Source organism: Microcoleus sp. A003_D6 (genome assembly GCF_036702825.1).
Classification (GTDB): Bacteria; Cyanobacteriota; Cyanobacteriia; order Cyanobacteriales; family Microcoleaceae; genus Microcoleus.
The window spans coordinates 1-14,756 of sequence record NZ_JAUBWA010000146.1; the positions used below are offsets into that span (position 1 = coordinate 1).

Genomic DNA, 14,756 nt, shown 5'->3' on the forward strand with positions numbered 1-14,756 from the left:
GGGCTCTCCGGCCCATTCCACAAGAAAAAAAATTTTGTGGGATGGGCATCTTGCCCGTCCTAGTTATTTTTGCAAGATGTGTAATAAGCGACGCTGCAAAGTCAGGAAGTGCATTAGCTACTAATAACCTAGCAGCCCGCAAGCTTTCACCTGCTTTTGTTAAAAGAGCAATTTGTTCTGGTTTCAAATCGGTACTCCTTCTCTGCGAACATTTAGAAAGAAAGGACTTTTCTCTTGCTGAAAACGTACGGTCGAAGCAAAAGCACTAGAAATTACTACAGTCCTATCTAAGCACAAAGCCGCAATAAATTCACTGGTGCGAGCGATTTCTTTACCAGCATGAAATTGCCCCTCCAGCACCACTAAAATGTCAATATCAGAATCTGGTTTGGCATCTCCTCTAGCTTGGGAACCGTAGAGAATTAACTGCACGAGTTTTTCGCCGTACACTTCGTGAAAGTAGTGGCGGAGTTCTGCTAAAATTTCTGGTAAATTCTCGTTCATTTTGATTCGCGATGTTATAGGTAAGGTGCGCAGCGCGCACCCTACATTATGGAAAGGGAGAGTTAGATTTTGAATTTCAACCGATCGCCTTTTTAATCAAATCCAACTTACCTTTATAAGGAGCATACCGCCATTTCAAGTCCAGCCAAAATGATTTTTGCAGCACGCTTTTGTAATGAGAAAAAGTCTCAAAACTCGCTTTCCCGTGATAACTCCCAATCCCGCTTTCGCCAACTCCCCCAAAAGGCAAAGTTGTCACCCCGAATTGCATTACAGTATCATTTATGGAAACTCCCCCAGAGGAAGTTTCCCGCAAGACTCGCTCTTGTTTTTCTTTATCCTTCGAGAATAAATATAATGCTAAAGGTTTTGGACGAGCGTTGATTTGGGCGATCGCCTCCCCGAAATCCTCATACTCCAAAACTGGCAAAATCGGCCCAAATATCTCATCCTGCATCACAGGCGAGTCCCAGGAAACATTATCTATAACCGTCGGTGCAATATATCTATCTTCCGGCTTAACTTTACCGCCGACGAGAATTTCTCCGTCTTTAATAAACGCACTCAAACGTTCCAGTTGCCGCTGATTTATAATTCGGGAATAGTCGGGACTTTGCTGCGGATCGTCGCCGTAAAATCCGTGAATTGCTGTTTTAATTGCCTGCATCAAATCTGGTTTAACTTTTTTATCGACTAACAGGTAATCGGGAGCGATACAAGTTTGACCTGCATTGATAAATTTGCCCCACGCAATGCGTTTAGCAGTGTATTCAACTTGAATATCTGAGTCTACAATGCAAGGACTTTTCCCGCCTAATTCTAATGTGACAGGTGTCAGGTGTTTGGCGGCGGCTTCCATCACAATGCGACCGATTTTTGTGCCGCCTGTAAAGAAAATGTGGTCGAACTTTTCCGCTAATAATTGTTGGCTGATTTCGACACCTCCTTCGACGGCGGCGATGTAGGCGGGATCGAAGGTTTTGGCAATCATGTCGGCGACAACTTCCGACGTGTGCGAGGCAATTTCTGAAGGTTTGAGGATGGCGCAGTTGCCGGCGGCGATCGCCCCAACCAACGGTGATATCATTAACTGAAACGGATAGTTCCAAGGCCCGATGATTAAAACTACGCCTAAAGGTTCTGGAAAAATGCGGGCTGATGCGGGGAATTGGTCGATCGAAGTTGGCACTTTTCTCGGTTTTACCCAAGATTTGAGGTTTTTGATGGCATAATTAACTTCGGCGATCGCTGCAATTTCAAAGTAAGCCTCAAACTCCGGCCTGTTCAAATCAGCCTTGACAGCATCGACAATTCGTGATTGATTGGATTCGATCGCACTTTTAAGTTTTTTCAGTTGTTCGATCCGAAAATCCACATCCTTAGTTTTCCCAGTCGCAAAAAATTGCCGCTGCTGCTGGACAATATCGCTGACGCTGATTACCATCTTTTGTCCTCCATGTCTATAAATAAATGTTACAACAGGAAAACGGAACTTGGTTCAGTTGACAGTTGACAGTTGACAGTTGACCTGGGATAGCGACCTCTACCTCGAAGTCCGAGGATTGGAGTAATGAATAGTCTTCTTTTAATTTCTCCCTATAAGGGAGAGGCTTTAAACCAATTCTTTCTGGTAAAGTGCGATCGGTGTTTGAGCCCCGACTTTTTCAAGAAGTAGGACATCTTGGCTTTATGCTATAACTTATAAGGTATTAATTGTAGATTTTTAATTTGAGTTAATTCATGAAAATATCTAAGAACGATTTTTTTTTCTGTTCCTGTTGGCTGTTTGCCTTGTTTGCAGTAGCAGGATGTACCTCTAGTTCCGAAAAACGAGTTGTTGTTTGCTCGAAAGACTTTACCGAACAAGTCATCTTAGCAGAAATTTTAGCACAGCACATTGAAGCAAAAACAGATATCAAAGTAGAACGGGAACTCAATCTCGGAGGCTCGCTTTGCCATCAATCCCTAACAGCAGGTAAAATCGACTTATACGTCGAATATACGGGTACAGGTTTTACAAACATTCTCAAACAAAAGCCCATTTCTGACCCCAAAAAAGTCCTCGATTACCTCAAACAAGAATATCCCAAACAGTTTAAAGCAGAATGGACCCAACCGCTGGGATTTAACAACAGTTTTGCGATCGTTGTGCGGGGAGACGATGCCAAAAAACTCAATTTGCAAACTCTCTCGCAACTGGGCAAAGCTGCACCAAAATTGCGCGCTGGTTTCGGCCCTGAATTCAAAGATAGAGAAGATGGATTTCCCGGATTAGCTAAAACTTACGGGATTAAATTTGCCCAAGAACCGAAGGAATTGTTATTAGGATTGCTTTATCAAGCGCTGCAACAAAAAGAAGTAGATGTGATTGCTGGCAATACGACGGACGGTTTGATTCAAAGTTTGGGTTTAGTAGTGCTCAAAGATGACAAGAACTATTTCCCGCCCTACGAAGCAGTTCCGGTTGTGCGATCGCAAATTTTGGAAAAATACCCGGAATTGCGTCAAGTGCTCGCAGAATTGGGCGGGAAAATCTCCGAGGAAGATATGCGGAAACTCAACTATCAAGTTGACGGGAAACAGCAGGAAGCCGGACAAGTGGCGCGGGAGTTTTTGCTGCAAAAGTTGGGCGAGTCAAAGCCAGTAACTCCGGCGAAATAAAGGGTTTCATTGTTCTGCCTGTTTGCTGAACCGTATTGTGGTTAGCTATACTATTAGTTAGACTCATATAAATAAATGAAGGTATAAAGCTATGACAACTGTCAAAACTGCTATCTCATTGCCAGCATCTTTATTTGAACAAGCCGAAACATTAGCTGGCGAAATGCAAATTTCGCAGAGTTTTTTGATCGAAATAGCCCTTGAAGAATTTATCCGCCGCCGCGAAAATCAACAACTGTTAGAAAAAATTAATGCTGCTTGCGAAGCACCTCTCTCTGAAGAAGAAGAAGTTTTGCTTCGCAAGATGAGTCGCTCTTATCGCAGGCTGGTGGAAGGCGAATGGTAATCAATATTTTCCAAGCTGCAAAACAGGAGCTTTTATTGCTTCAATCTGGGACTCGGCAACTTCAACTGTAATTGCTTCGACATTGAAACCCTCTAAGCTATAACCGTCTTCTTCACCTTCCGGCATTGGGTAATGCTCAACAATAGTTGCTGTAGCACCTTTTTTGAGATTGTATTTGGGGATGTCTTCGCGCAATGCTACCTGTGAATACAGTTCAAATTTCATGGCTGCTTACCTCTTCTCAATCAGGAACTAATGTAACAAATCTCGTTTCGGATGGAGTGACTATCCAAACGGTTTTGACTTGTAAAGTTGTACCGTTTGGCCCTGTTAAACTGCCTCGAATCATGTATTTTTGACCGTATTTTGTGTTTTCCATTGGCTCCGCTTCCAATGGAAGTATCTGGGTTCTCAAATCTCGATCGAGCTGCTGCCAGTTTTCTAGGCAGTAACCACCCCGATCGAGAAACTGAGATTTGTCATCTTTAGGAAGCCGAACTAATAAATAGTTCGTCAGCTTTTCTGAAGGAATGACGGAGTTAAGGCTCAGTTTTGCCATGCGGTAACTTTCCTCTTAAGTTCCTTCACTCAGCCGCCGCAAGTTCAAAATATCGCTCATCTTTTTAATCTGCATACAAGTGCGCTCGAACTGTTCCTTATCCTCAATATCCATGCACAAGTCAATTAATGCGGGCAAACCGGGATAGGTTTTTACTTGAGCGCTGCGGACGTTTACTTTGTTGTCCTTCAAATGCGACAATACATCGTTGAGAACTCCGACTCGATCGAGCGCTTCTATTTGAATGTTAACTGCATAAGTATTCGGACGGCTAGCGTTGCGATCGCTCGAATTCCAACTCACGGGAACTAACCGATCCCCAGGCACGCTTTCAACATTTGAACACCCTTGCCGGTGAATCGAAATTCCGCGAGTGCGAGTCACAACTCCAATAATTGATTCCCCGGGAATCGGACAGCAACAGCCGGATAAATGGTAGAGCAATCCTTCTACACCTGCGATCGGCGATTTGCTCGGAGATGAACTCGGTACTGGTTTCGGTGTCGTCGAGGCAGGTATTAGCTGGGGCAATTCCTGTCCTCCTCCGGGTGCAGATTCAATTTTTTGCTGCACTTTTACTAAATCTCGCAGTCGATTTACTACGAGATTTAGAGTCACTTCGCCGTAGCCCAAACCGGCAATTAAATCTTCGACGCTGTGGTAGTTGCAGCGCTGAGCCACAGACTGCATGGGTTCAGATTTCAGCAAAGATTCTAAGCCGTTTTTACCTAATTCTTTTTCCAGCAATTCCCGCCCGCGAGCGAGATTTTCATCTCGGTGCGATCGCTTCAACCACTGGCGAATTCGGTTTTTGGCTCCGTTTGTCTTGACAAAATTCAGCCAGTCGGAACTCGGATGACCATTTTTTTGGGTCAAGATTTCTACAATATCGCCGTTCTTTAAAACCTTGTCTAGTGTTACCATTCGCCCGTTGACTCTGGCACCGGTGCAGCGATTGCCAATTTCTGTGTGAATGCGGTAAGCAAAATCTACGGGAGTTGAGCCGCTATTGAGAGCAATTACGTCTCCGTTGGGAGTAAAAACGTAGATATCTTCGTCAAATAAGTTGTCTTTAATGCTTTGTAAATATTCGCGATCGTCTTTGAGATCGGTTTGCCATTCTAGGAGTTGCCGCAGCCAAGTAAATTTTTCGTCGTCGCCGGTGACTGTTGTGTTAGAACCGCCGGTTTCTTTGTATTTCCAGTGGGCGGCAATGCCGTATTCGGCAATGTGGTGCATTGCTACGGTGCGAATTTGTACTTCGATGGGACGGCCGCTGGTGCCGATTACTCCGGTGTGCAATGATTGGTAGCGGTTGGCTTTTGGTAAACCGATATAGTCTTTAAATCGGCCGGGAATCGGGCGGAATGAATCGTGGACGATCGCCAAAGCACGATAACAGTCATCATTGCTTTCTACTATGATCCGCACCGCAGCAATATCGTACACTTGCTTAAACCCTTTTTGCCGGCGCTGCATCTTCCCGTAAATCCCGTACAAATGTTTGGGACGGCCGCTGACTTCATAGCATTTAATGCCTAAATTGTCAAGTCTTTCTCGCAAACTATCTGTGACTTCTGCGAGTTGAGTTTCTCGATCGCCCCGCTTCTCGGCTACCAATTCCTGAATTTCGCGGTAAGCTTCCGGTTCCAGGTATTTAAACGCTAAATCTTCCAATTCCCACTTAAAGCGCCCGATACCCAAACGGTTCGCCAGAGGAGCAAAAATCTCTCGGGTTTCTAGAGCAATAGTGCGCTGCTTTTCTTCGGACAAATGCTCCAAAGTCCTCATGTTGTGCAGCCGATCTGCAAGTTTGACGACAATAACGCGAATATCTTTAGCCATTGCTAGGAACATTCGGCGGAAATTTTCAGCCAGGCGCTCTGTTTTGCTGGAAAAATTAAACTTAGAAAGCTTGGTGACACCTTCAACCAACTGCCGCACTTCCGCGCCGAACCGCTGTTCTATTTCTTCGAGAGTAATATCTGTATCCTCAACAATGTCGTGGAGGAAGCCCGCGGCAATCATGACGTTGTTGCCGCCCATATACCGGAGTATTCCAGCGACAGCTACTGGATGGCAAATGTAAGGTTCTCCTGATTTGCGGTACTGTCCTTCGTGCAACTCGCGGGCAAATTCAAAAGCCCGACAAATTAAGCTGTTGTCAGCCGAGCAATTCTGGTTAGGAGCCTCATCAGGTTGCGATGGAGCATTCATGCATTCTTGCAGCCAATCGGGAACTATGCAAGGATCGATCGCGGGAGAGGGAGTCAGAGTGTTTGCGTTCATGGGGTACACCTTTAAAACTTAGAAATACAAATGGTTAAAAGCCGGTTTTCGGTTGAATTGCCGAAATTATGTATGTGTTTAGTTATACTAAACTAATTGAATGCCACAATTTGCAATTCAAAAAAATAGTCTATTTTTCTGTTAACTATACCTATCTAATTCCGAGTCGCACCTCCTCTCCGGTAGGAAAATATAGTGACGCCACTGCCGCAGCCGCAGTCTGTCGATCGGGTAAAATAAGCATATTTTGGCGGTAGCAGTTGAGGTAGCGGGCGATCGGCTGCACTCCTCAACGCTAAACTCAAAGCATGAGCCAAAAGGGTCGAGTCAGGGCACTCTATCAGAAAAAGTTCTCAAAAAACAGGGAATAGCAGCAATTCCCCCTGGCTTTCATCAATATGAGCAAACCTTAAGCAAGTATCTACTTTGATTATAAATACAAATTTGTTTACAAAATCATGATATTGTCCGAAGACCGCCGCCAGTGCTACCAAGAATTACAGCAAGCACTAGAACAACTACAAAAAACTGCTGCACAGGAGAATCTGGATCGGGCCGCGCTGGCGATCGAATACAGAAAAGTGCAACAATTTTTCGGAAACCAAATTATGAGAGCCGACAGCGGTGAGTTAGGCGCCTCAGAAACACCCCCAGAGCAGTCCTATTTGACGGAAATACACAAGCAACTGCGGTTATTGGGGACAGATGTCACGTTTTTGCAAGCGTCGCGCCAGCCAGCGACAGCAGAGGCGAGGCAAACAGGGGCGATCGCGCGGCTTAACACGCTAATTGGCTACTGCGGCGCGCTACTGCAAAAAAATTCTGGTTCTTCAGGGCCCGTCCAGATACAGAATTAACAACTGAATTAACAGGGAATTGAGAAGGTAAGGAGAAATAAAGCGGTGGAATGTCCAAAATGTAAACATCCAAACTTAGAAGGCGGTACCTTAGCCGGCAGAATGTCGGTGCAGTGGTGTCCCAACTGTTACGGTATCTGGATTCCAGGCAGAGAATACGAAGCTTGGCAGAAAGAGCAGAGCCAGTGGTACAAAAAATCCGAGAAGCCACAGGCGACGACAGGGACTCTCGGCATAGAATTCACGCCGTCTCCCTACGACAGCAAAGCAGCGCTGTGTCCCGAAGACGGTCACTATCTGTCGCGGGCGAAAGTTCCCTTCAGCAGAGTACCCTTTTACATAGAGCGCTGTATGCTGTGCGGGGGCATTTGGTGCGATAACGGCGAGTGGGACATTCTCGAAAGTCTGGGATTCCACACCGAGATTGACAAGATGTTTTCTCCCAACTGGCAAGCCAAGGCCCGCGTGCAAGAACTCGCCTCTCGCGAACGTCAAGTGCTTACTGAGAAGTTGGGGCCGGACATCGCCGGATATGTGTTGGAACTTGCGGAAGTTTTAGCAGACCATCCCCACGCAGATTGTGCGGCTACTTACATACTGCGGAGAGCTGAGTTGAAGCGAAGGGAAATTTAGTCAGTTGTCAGTTGTCAGTTGTCAGTTGTCAGTTGTCAGTTGTCAGTTGTTAGTTGTTAGTTGTCAGTTGTTAGTTGTCAGTTGCTCGGTGAATGATGTACTAATAAAAGCTTTGTTTGTAGCTATTTTTATTTGTATTTACAAACAGCAGAGCTGTCTATTGCCAATAACTAATAATTCCAGAACACTAAGAACTAACAACTAATATCATGGACGGTGGCATCGGAATAATATATTTGGATAATAGCAGCGCTCATAATTCCGATGCTACCGGATTTGATATAACAGCCAGTATATTGACAATTAAATAACAACTGACCACTGACAACTGACCACTGACTAAGGACTAAGGACTAAGGACTAAGGACTAAGGACTAATGACTAATGACTCTTCTCTATTTTCCGTTGACAATCTGCGAGTAGCTTACCCTCAGCGGCGGGGCCAATCCGGTTGGGCCGTTGACGGTGTTTCCCTGACGCTGAAACCTGGGGAAAAGCTCGGATTAGTTGGGGAGTCTGGGTGCGGCAAGTCAACTTTGGGAAGGGCGGCGATGCGGTTGCTGCCGGATTCAACGCTGATTGAGGGGCGAGTTGGTTTTGCTGGAGAGTCGGTGTTTGACATGAATGCTTCGCGGTTGAGACGGTTTCGGGGCGAAGCTGTGGCATTGATTTTTCAAGATCCGATGACTCGTCTCGATCCTTTGATGACTGTCGGGGAACACTGCATCGAGACTTTGCAAGCTCACAGACCGAATTTGTCGAGGGCGCAAGCTAAGAAACGGGCGATCGACATTTTGGAAGCTGTGAAAATTCCGGCGTCTCGCTGGTCGCAATTTCCCCACGAATTTAGCGGCGGAATGCGGCAAAGAGTAGCAATTGCTTTGGCTCTTTTGCTCGATCCCAAATTAATTGTGGCCGACGAACCGACGACGAGTTTGGACGTAACTGTCGCCGCCCAGATTTTGCAGGAATTAACCAGACTTTGCGAGGAACGGGGAACGGCTATTTTGTTGATTTCTCACGATTTGGCGATGGTGGGCGAGTATTGCGATCGCATTGCGGTGATGTACGGCGGCAAAGTCGTAGAAACAGGGCCGGTACAAAATGTTTTTCAACAGCCGCAGCACGAATATACTCGATCGCTCCTGAAAGCAGCTTTGCACATTCAAGCCGATTCCGAGACGGGGAAGAAAGAAAGAACAGGGAAGAAGGAAAATTATCAGCTTCAATCCCAGTCAAATTCGCCTCTTTTGACAGTGACGAATTTGCAGCAGCACTACAGTTTAGAAAGCAATTTATTAGATCAGTTATTTTCCAGGAATCGCCCGGTAATTAAAGCAGTAGACGGCGTTAGTTTAGAGCTAGAACGGGGAGAAATCCTAGGGCTGGTAGGGGAGTCCGGCTGCGGCAAAAGTACCTTGTCGCGCACGATTTTGCAGCTAATTCCCGCCACAGGTGGCAAAGTTGAATTTCAAGGAATAGATATAACTGCCCTGAGCCGCGATGCTGTGAGGAAGCACCGCCGCGAAATGCAAATGATTTTTCAAGACCCCCATGCTTGCCTCAATCCGATGATGACTGTCGGAGAAAGTATTGCTGACCCTTTATTTATTCACAAATTAGCTAATACCAGCGAAGCTAAAAAACAAGTAATCCAAATGTTAGAGCGGGTGGGTTTGACTCCAGGGGAGGATTTCTTTCGCCGCTATCCGGGGGAACTGTCGGGAGGACAACAGCAGCGGGTTTCGATCGCGCGGGCTTTAATTACTCGGCCGCAACTGATAATTTGCGACGAACCGGTGAGTATGCTGGATGCCAGCGTGCAGACCCAAGTTTTGGAGCTGATGTTGGAGTTGAAGCAGGAATTTAATTTGACTTATCTGTTTATTACGCACGATTTGTGGGTGGCGAGATTTTTTTGCGATCGTATTGCGGTAATGAATGCCGGAAAAATTGTCGAAATCGGGAAGACTAGGGATATTTTTACTAATCCGCAGCACCCTTACACTCAGCAGTTGTTGCAGGCTGCTCCTTTACTGGCCCGAACTAATTGATTTGGGATTTGGGATTTGGGATTTGGGATTTCGGAAATTTCGGGTTTAATTGGTTAAAGTTAAGGGATACTTTTCAAATCATCCCACGGACACCAAGCACCATATGGCAGAATCTGACCTAGGCAGTTTTGCGGTGGCACCCGAAGCCTCACTCGCAATCGCAGAGGATGAGGACACCGAGATCGATCGTCCGACGGTAACTCGATCGTCAGCATACAACAACTGGTCTGCCGACGATCCCGTGGGAGCTTTGTTCAAAGAAATGGCTCGCTATCCTCTACTGACTGCCACCGAAGAGGTGGAGTTGGCGCGCCGCGTTCAAGAATTGGTAGCCCTGAATGAATTAGAACAGCGTTTGCAGCAGGAATTGGACAGAGTGCCGACAAAAGCTGAACTCGCGGCGGCTGTGGGGGTGAGCGAAATTCAACTGCAACAGCTCCGCCACCAGTGTCAGTCGGCGAAACGGAAAATGATCAGCTCGAATTTGCGCTTGGTGGTTTCGATTGCCAAACGCTATCTCAATCGGGGCGTGCCTTTTCTCGATTTAATTCAGGAAGGAGCTTTGGGTTTGAATCGAGCCGCCGAAAAGTTCGATCCGGAGAAAGGTTACAAATTTTCTACTTATGCCTATTGGTGGATTCGCCAAGGAATTACCCGGACAATTGCCAATCAAGGGCGGACGATTCGCTTGCCGGTTCATATTGTCGAACAGTTAAATAAACTCAAAAGAGTTTATCGGGATTTGAGGCGTTCTCTTCAACGCAATCCCACTGAAACTGAACTTGCTAAAGAAATGGAAGTTACTTCCGAACAGCTTCGCTACCTCCAGCAAGTACGCCGACAATCTTTGTCTCTCAACCACCGCATCGGCACCGAAGAAAGTTCGGAACTTTTGGATGTTCTTGAAGATAGCGCGACGCAATCTCCAGAAGCTCAGATGAATGAGATGATGATGCGCCAAGATATTTTGGAGGTGTTGGACAGTATTTTGACTGAGCGGGAAAAAGAGATTGTTGCGATGCGTTACGGTTTGCTGACCGGCGAACCTTACACTTTAGAAGAGGTCAGCACTATGTTCAATTTGTCCCGCGAACGAGTCCGTCAAATTCAAAATAAGGCTATGCGGAAGCTGCGCCGCCCTCAAGTGACGGAACGATTGAAGGGATGGTTGAAATAATTAAACTAGGAGTCACTTCCTCGATCGTTCGGCTGTTGAAACCGCTACTACAAAAACAAAGTCCGCCTCTGCGGACTAAGAAATAATGGTATTTTAATGTTTGATTGTCTTTTAGTGCTTATTTATGTCTTCTGAGATAATTTTGCGTTCAGCTACCCGCGCCGACGTGCCGGTGCTGTTTGATTTGATTAAAGCTTTAGCTGAGTACGAAAAATTATCTCATGCCGTTACTGGCAATGCGGTTGATTTGGAGAATCATTTGTTTGGCTCACGACCTTTTGCTGAAGCGATTTTAGCCGAGTGCGAGGGTCGGATTGTGGGCTGGGCAATGTTTTTTCATAACTATTCTACTTTTTTGACTCAGCCGGGAATTTATTTGGAAGATTTGTTTGTGCTGCCTGAGTTTCGAGGGCGGGGAATTGGCAAGTCTTTGATAGTTTATTTAGCGCAGTTGACAGTAGAAAGGGGCTGCGGGCGTTTGGAATGGAGCGTGCTCGATTGGAATGAATTGGCGATCGGATTTTACAAGGGCATCGGTGCTGATGTGATGCCCGACTGGCGGATTTGCCGGGTTGCGGGCGAGTCTTTGGCGAGTTTGGCATCAAAGTAATTCAGGCGTGTGGAACAGGCATCTTGCCTGTTAGTGGAACAGGCATCTTGCCTGTGTGTGGAACAGGCATCTTGCCTGTGTGTGGAACAGGCATCTTGCCTGTGTCAGCTAAAATGCCACACTCCGGTAAATTAATACCGACCTACTTAATTGACAAAAATATAGGAAAATTTAGATAATAGTTAAGTTAATTGAGAGAGTAGATCGTGATTATTTGGGTAAACGAGCAAATCGATCCGTCGGGCATTCTTTATTCTTGCATTGCTTGTTGCGATGAGACTCAAGCGAAGGAATGCCACGCATCTTTTGAGCAGAATTTGACGGCAGAACAAAAACAGCAGGGCTGGGTTGCTACCTTGCGGATTGTTAGTTCTTGGGATGATGTGCCTGTTAATGCTTTGAAATTGAATTGATCGGTGCCACGTCATTCGATTTTAGATTTTAGATTGGGGATTTTGGAGGCGACCCCACGGATAAATTCGGGGGCTTGAGGATTTTAGATTTTGGATTGATTCCACGGATAAATCACGTGGCGGGTACCACCTTTGAAATTCGCTTGTCAATCAGCAGATTTAGTCTGGCTAGATTTCGGTGCGATAGGCTCAGTAGGATGACGTGGCATATTAGTGTAAAAAATGCAAGTTAATTTGATAAGAAAGTTGTCTAAATTTTCCAGCCTGCGATGCCAGAAAAACTGATTCGGCAATTCGTGTTTTGAGAGCGGATTTTAGCTTTACTATTAATAAATAGAGGCATTTAAAATTTTCAAGTTAACTTTCTATGATTGAAACCTTATTTCACGCTTATACGCCTCTAGTTATCTGGACGGGCTTGGGACTGCTGCTGTTTCGGTACATCCCAGTTGATTTTTCCAAGCTGCTGAGCCGCTTTCTTTTCTGGATTGGGATACCGCTGCAAATTCTAGTTTTAGCCCGTCAAAGCGATTTTTCCGGTGCTGTGGGATTCACGCCGGCGATCGCCCTATTCGTGTTATTTCTGAGTACGAGTTTAGCTTGGTTGACTTGGCTGTTATTGCGCCGGCTGAGTGCGCGCCACGCCAAACAGCCATATTTTCAGGGCAAAAATTCTCTAATTAATTTATTTTTATTAAATTTTAATTCCCTGAAGCGATCGAGCCAAGGCAGTTTTATCCTAGCTGCGATGTTAGGGAATACAGGCTTTGTCGGATTAGCGATCGCCCCCGCTATCATCAGCACCGATAACAACAACTGGGCAGTATTGTACAGCGTCACTAACAACGTTATTGGAACTTATTGTTTCGGTGTATTTATTGCTAGCTATTTCGGTAATTCCGAGCAAAAAAATCACTGGTGGACTCAGATCCGGGACGTGCTGACAGTTCCCGCTCTGTGGGCTTTTTTAATTGGTTTTTTTACGAGAAACATCCCCCTGCCCGAAACAGTAGAATCAGGCTTGCAGGCGGCAATTTTGGGTGTAATTGCGAGTGCTTTGCTGCTGGTTGGCATCCGGCTGAGGTCTATTAAAACATCGCAGAGTTTTGAACTAGCCTTAGTCCCGTCGCTGTTAAAAGTAGTAATTGTGCCGGTGCTGATTGGATTGGGTGCTAATCTTTTCGGATTGAGCGGCGATCCGAGGTTGGTGTTGGTGTTGATGTCGGGAACGCCCACAGCTCTTTCCGTGTTGATTTTAGCGGAAGTCTACGAGCTCGATCGCGATTTGTTAGCTAGCAGCATCGCCATAACTTCCGTCGGTTTGCTGCTGATGCTTCCACTTTGGTTAGCTGGGTTTAGCTAATATTAGTTGAAGTCTCAAATCAGCTTGCTAAAATTTCGCAGTACAATTAACAATAACTGCACGGAAAACGACGATGAACGAGACAATAGACCTCTTGCAAAAATAACTAGGACGGGCAAGATGCCCATCCCACAAAAAACATTTTTCCTTGTGGAACGGGCCGGAGAGCCCGTTCCAAAATTTGATTAAAAGGACTTTTGCAAGAGGTCTAATAACTGCTACAGGTCTGCCTCCTGCATTCCCCGATCGTACCCAACTGCCAGACGAAGACGGTACATTTGTGAAAATTTTCAGGAGCATCCCCAGAGCATCATTCTGACAGATTCGATCGGGCCGGTTGTAGAGCGGCTGCATCCAGACGGAGAATACGCGATCGGGCAAGATTGCGGCATTTACTGGCGAGAAACTGATCCGCCAGAGAAAGGTGCAGAAGCACCGGATTGGTTTTACGTGCCCAACGTACCGGCAACTCTCGACGGTTTTCGCCGCTCTTATGTACTTTGGCGGGAACACATGGCACCGTTGATTGCTTTAGAATTTGCTAGCGGTAATGGAGACGAAGAGCGCGATTCCCTTCGGGATAGCTTCGCTTCACGCACTCCCCTGGCTGTGGCGGCTGACGGTACAACAACTAAACCCGGTAAGTTTTGGGTGTACGAGAAAATTATCCGCATTCCTTACTACGGCATTTATGAAATCAAAACTGGCAATTTAGAAGTCTATCACCTGATAGATTTTGTGTATCGAAGGATAGAACCAAACGAACGCGGTCACTATCCCATTCCTTTATTAGACCTCTTGCAAAAATCCTTTTAATCAAATTCTGGAACGGGCAAGATGCCCATTCCACAAGAAAAAAAAATTTTGTGGGATGGGCATCTTGCCCGTCCTAGTTATTTTTGCAAGAGGTCTATTAGATGTAGAATTGGGACTTTGGCAGGGAAGTTATCAAAATCAAGAAATGCTTTGGCTGCGGTGGTGGGATTCGCAGGGGAATTTGCTGTTAATTGGCTCCGAACAAGTTAAAATTGAGCGGGCTAGAACCGAGCAAGAACGGCAAAGAGCCGAACAAGAACGGCAAAGGGCCGAACGAGCAGAGCGAAAAGCCGCTCAGTTAGCGGAGCGGCTGCGATCGATGGGAATCGATCCCGATGCTGAGGATTGATATCAAAGTCCGATCGTAGTAGATACCGAGCCGGTGCGTCGCGATCGACAATAGACCTCTTGCAAAAATAATTAGAACGGGCAAGATGCCCGTTCCACAAGAAAAAATAACTCTTGTGGAACGGG

15 protein-coding genes and 3 pseudogenes are annotated in these 14,756 nt (G+C 46.0%); 11 read left to right on the forward strand and 7 right to left on the reverse strand.

Annotated elements, in window-relative coordinates; all coding sequences use genetic code 11:
- The 3 genes and pseudogenes from QUB70_RS27795 to QUB70_RS27805 all read right to left on the reverse strand — a co-directional run.
- Positions 1–187 (reverse strand): annotated as a pseudogene (locus tag QUB70_RS27795) (hypothetical protein); the annotation flags it as partial.
- The gene (locus QUB70_RS27800) at positions 184–504 is read right to left on the reverse strand and encodes a nucleotidyltransferase family protein (RefSeq protein WP_332984782.1); all 321 of its coding nucleotides are present in this window, start codon (positions 502–504) and stop codon (positions 184–186) included. The pseudogene QUB70_RS27795 and the gene QUB70_RS27800, both read right to left, overlap by 4 nt.
- A 76-nt stretch (positions 505–580) precedes the next feature.
- A complete protein-coding gene (locus tag QUB70_RS27805; RefSeq protein WP_332984783.1) occupies positions 581–1,948 on the reverse strand; it encodes an aldehyde dehydrogenase in 1,368 nt (455 codons plus the stop codon).
- Between the two features lie 296 nt (positions 1,949–2,244).
- Here QUB70_RS27805 and QUB70_RS27810 point away from each other — a divergent pair, with 296 nt between their 5' ends.
- Together QUB70_RS27810 and QUB70_RS27815 are read left to right on the forward strand one after the other, a co-directional pair.
- The gene (locus QUB70_RS27810; protein WP_332984784.1) at positions 2,245–3,165 is read left to right on the forward strand and encodes a glycine betaine ABC transporter substrate-binding protein; all 921 of its coding nucleotides are present in this window, start codon (positions 2,245–2,247) and stop codon (positions 3,163–3,165) included.
- Positions 3,166–3,256: 91 nt separating this feature from the next.
- Positions 3,257–3,511 carry a hypothetical protein gene (locus QUB70_RS27815; RefSeq protein ID WP_332984785.1) on the forward strand — a complete coding sequence of 85 codons (255 nt, stop codon included), beginning with the start codon at positions 3,257–3,259 and terminating at the stop codon, positions 3,509–3,511.
- Here QUB70_RS27815 and QUB70_RS27820 read toward each other — a convergent pair whose 3' ends face one another.
- The 4 genes from QUB70_RS27820 to QUB70_RS27835 all read right to left on the reverse strand — a co-directional run bounded on the left by QUB70_RS27820 (position 3,512) and on the right by QUB70_RS27835 (position 6,676).
- Positions 3,512–3,736: a DUF4926 domain-containing protein gene (locus tag QUB70_RS27820; RefSeq protein WP_332984786.1), complete on the reverse strand. Its 225-nt coding sequence runs from the start codon at positions 3,734–3,736 to the stop codon at positions 3,512–3,514.
- A gap of 16 nt (positions 3,737–3,752) precedes the next feature.
- A complete protein-coding gene (locus tag QUB70_RS27825) occupies positions 3,753–4,070 on the reverse strand; it encodes a DUF6883 domain-containing protein (protein WP_332984788.1) in 318 nt (105 codons plus the stop codon).
- 15 nt (positions 4,071–4,085) lie between these two features.
- Positions 4,086–6,359 (reverse strand): RelA/SpoT family protein, encoded by a 2,274-nt coding sequence (locus QUB70_RS27830; protein WP_332984789.1) that lies wholly within the window; start codon positions 6,357–6,359, stop codon positions 4,086–4,088.
- Positions 6,360–6,514: 155 nt separating this feature from the next.
- Positions 6,515–6,676 carry a hypothetical protein gene (locus tag QUB70_RS27835; protein ID WP_332984790.1) on the reverse strand — a complete coding sequence of 54 codons (162 nt, stop codon included), beginning with the start codon at positions 6,674–6,676 and terminating at the stop codon, positions 6,515–6,517.
- 141 nt (positions 6,677–6,817) lie between these two features.
- Here QUB70_RS27835 and patD point away from each other — a divergent pair, with 141 nt between their 5' ends.
- From patD to QUB70_RS27880, 9 genes and pseudogenes are all read left to right on the forward strand, one after another.
- Positions 6,818–7,216, forward strand: a complete 399-nt coding sequence (patD, locus tag QUB70_RS27840) for a heterocyst frequency control protein PatD (RefSeq protein ID WP_332984791.1) — start codon at positions 6,818–6,820, stop codon at positions 7,214–7,216.
- 45 nt (positions 7,217–7,261) lie between these two features.
- Positions 7,262–7,849, forward strand: coding sequence for a TFIIB-type zinc ribbon-containing protein (locus QUB70_RS27845; protein WP_332984792.1), 588 nt, complete (start codon positions 7,262–7,264; stop codon positions 7,847–7,849).
- A gap of 377 nt (positions 7,850–8,226) precedes the next feature.
- The gene (locus QUB70_RS27850) at positions 8,227–9,903 is read left to right on the forward strand and encodes an ABC transporter ATP-binding protein (protein WP_332984793.1); all 1,677 of its coding nucleotides are present in this window, start codon (positions 8,227–8,229) and stop codon (positions 9,901–9,903) included.
- 103 nt (positions 9,904–10,006) lie between these two features.
- Positions 10,007–11,080: an RNA polymerase sigma factor, RpoD/SigA family gene (locus tag QUB70_RS27855; RefSeq protein WP_332984794.1), complete on the forward strand. Its 1,074-nt coding sequence runs from the start codon at positions 10,007–10,009 to the stop codon at positions 11,078–11,080.
- Between the two features lie 124 nt (positions 11,081–11,204).
- The gene (locus tag QUB70_RS27860; protein ID WP_332984795.1) at positions 11,205–11,690 is read left to right on the forward strand and encodes a GNAT family N-acetyltransferase; all 486 of its coding nucleotides are present in this window, start codon (positions 11,205–11,207) and stop codon (positions 11,688–11,690) included.
- A gap of 206 nt (positions 11,691–11,896) precedes the next feature.
- Complete coding sequence (locus QUB70_RS27865; RefSeq protein ID WP_332984797.1) at positions 11,897–12,103, forward strand: glycogen debranching protein; 207 nt, start codon at positions 11,897–11,899, stop codon at positions 12,101–12,103.
- Between the two features lie 367 nt (positions 12,104–12,470).
- Positions 12,471–13,466 (forward strand): AEC family transporter, encoded by a 996-nt coding sequence (locus tag QUB70_RS27870; RefSeq protein WP_332984799.1) that lies wholly within the window; start codon positions 12,471–12,473, stop codon positions 13,464–13,466.
- Between the two features lie 211 nt (positions 13,467–13,677).
- A pseudogene (locus tag QUB70_RS27875) lies at positions 13,678–14,258 on the forward strand (Uma2 family endonuclease); the annotation flags it as partial.
- 124 nt (positions 14,259–14,382) lie between these two features.
- Positions 14,383–14,631 (forward strand): annotated as a pseudogene (locus QUB70_RS27880) (Uma2 family endonuclease); the annotation flags it as partial.
- Positions 14,632–14,756 lie beyond the last annotated feature (125 nt).

Bases quoted from the DNA above. Each gene is read 5' to 3' on its own strand.
- QUB70_RS27800 (WP_332984782.1), bottom strand. From the start codon at position 504: ATGAACGAGAATTTACCAGAAATTTTAGCAGAACTCCGCCACTACTTT.
- QUB70_RS27805 (WP_332984783.1), bottom strand. From the start codon at position 1,948: ATGGTAATCAGCGTCAGCGATATTGTCCAGCAGCAGCGGCAATTTTTT.
- QUB70_RS27810 (WP_332984784.1), top strand. From the start codon at position 2,245: ATGAAAATATCTAAGAACGATTTTTTTTTCTGTTCCTGTTGGCTGTTT.
- QUB70_RS27815 (WP_332984785.1), top strand. From the start codon at position 3,257: ATGACAACTGTCAAAACTGCTATCTCATTGCCAGCATCTTTATTTGAA.
- QUB70_RS27820 (WP_332984786.1), bottom strand. From the start codon at position 3,736: ATGAAATTTGAACTGTATTCACAGGTAGCATTGCGCGAAGACATCCCC.
- QUB70_RS27825 (WP_332984788.1), bottom strand. From the start codon at position 4,070: ATGGCAAAACTGAGCCTTAACTCCGTCATTCCTTCAGAAAAGCTGACG.
- QUB70_RS27830 (WP_332984789.1), bottom strand. From the start codon at position 6,359: ATGAACGCAAACACTCTGACTCCCTCTCCCGCGATCGATCCTTGCATA.
- patD (WP_332984791.1), top strand. From the start codon at position 6,818: ATGATATTGTCCGAAGACCGCCGCCAGTGCTACCAAGAATTACAGCAA.
- QUB70_RS27850 (WP_332984793.1), top strand. From the start codon at position 8,227: ATGACTAATGACTCTTCTCTATTTTCCGTTGACAATCTGCGAGTAGCT.
- QUB70_RS27855 (WP_332984794.1), top strand. From the start codon at position 10,007: ATGGCAGAATCTGACCTAGGCAGTTTTGCGGTGGCACCCGAAGCCTCA.
- QUB70_RS27860 (WP_332984795.1), top strand. From the start codon at position 11,205: ATGTCTTCTGAGATAATTTTGCGTTCAGCTACCCGCGCCGACGTGCCG.
- QUB70_RS27870 (WP_332984799.1), top strand. From the start codon at position 12,471: ATGATTGAAACCTTATTTCACGCTTATACGCCTCTAGTTATCTGGACG.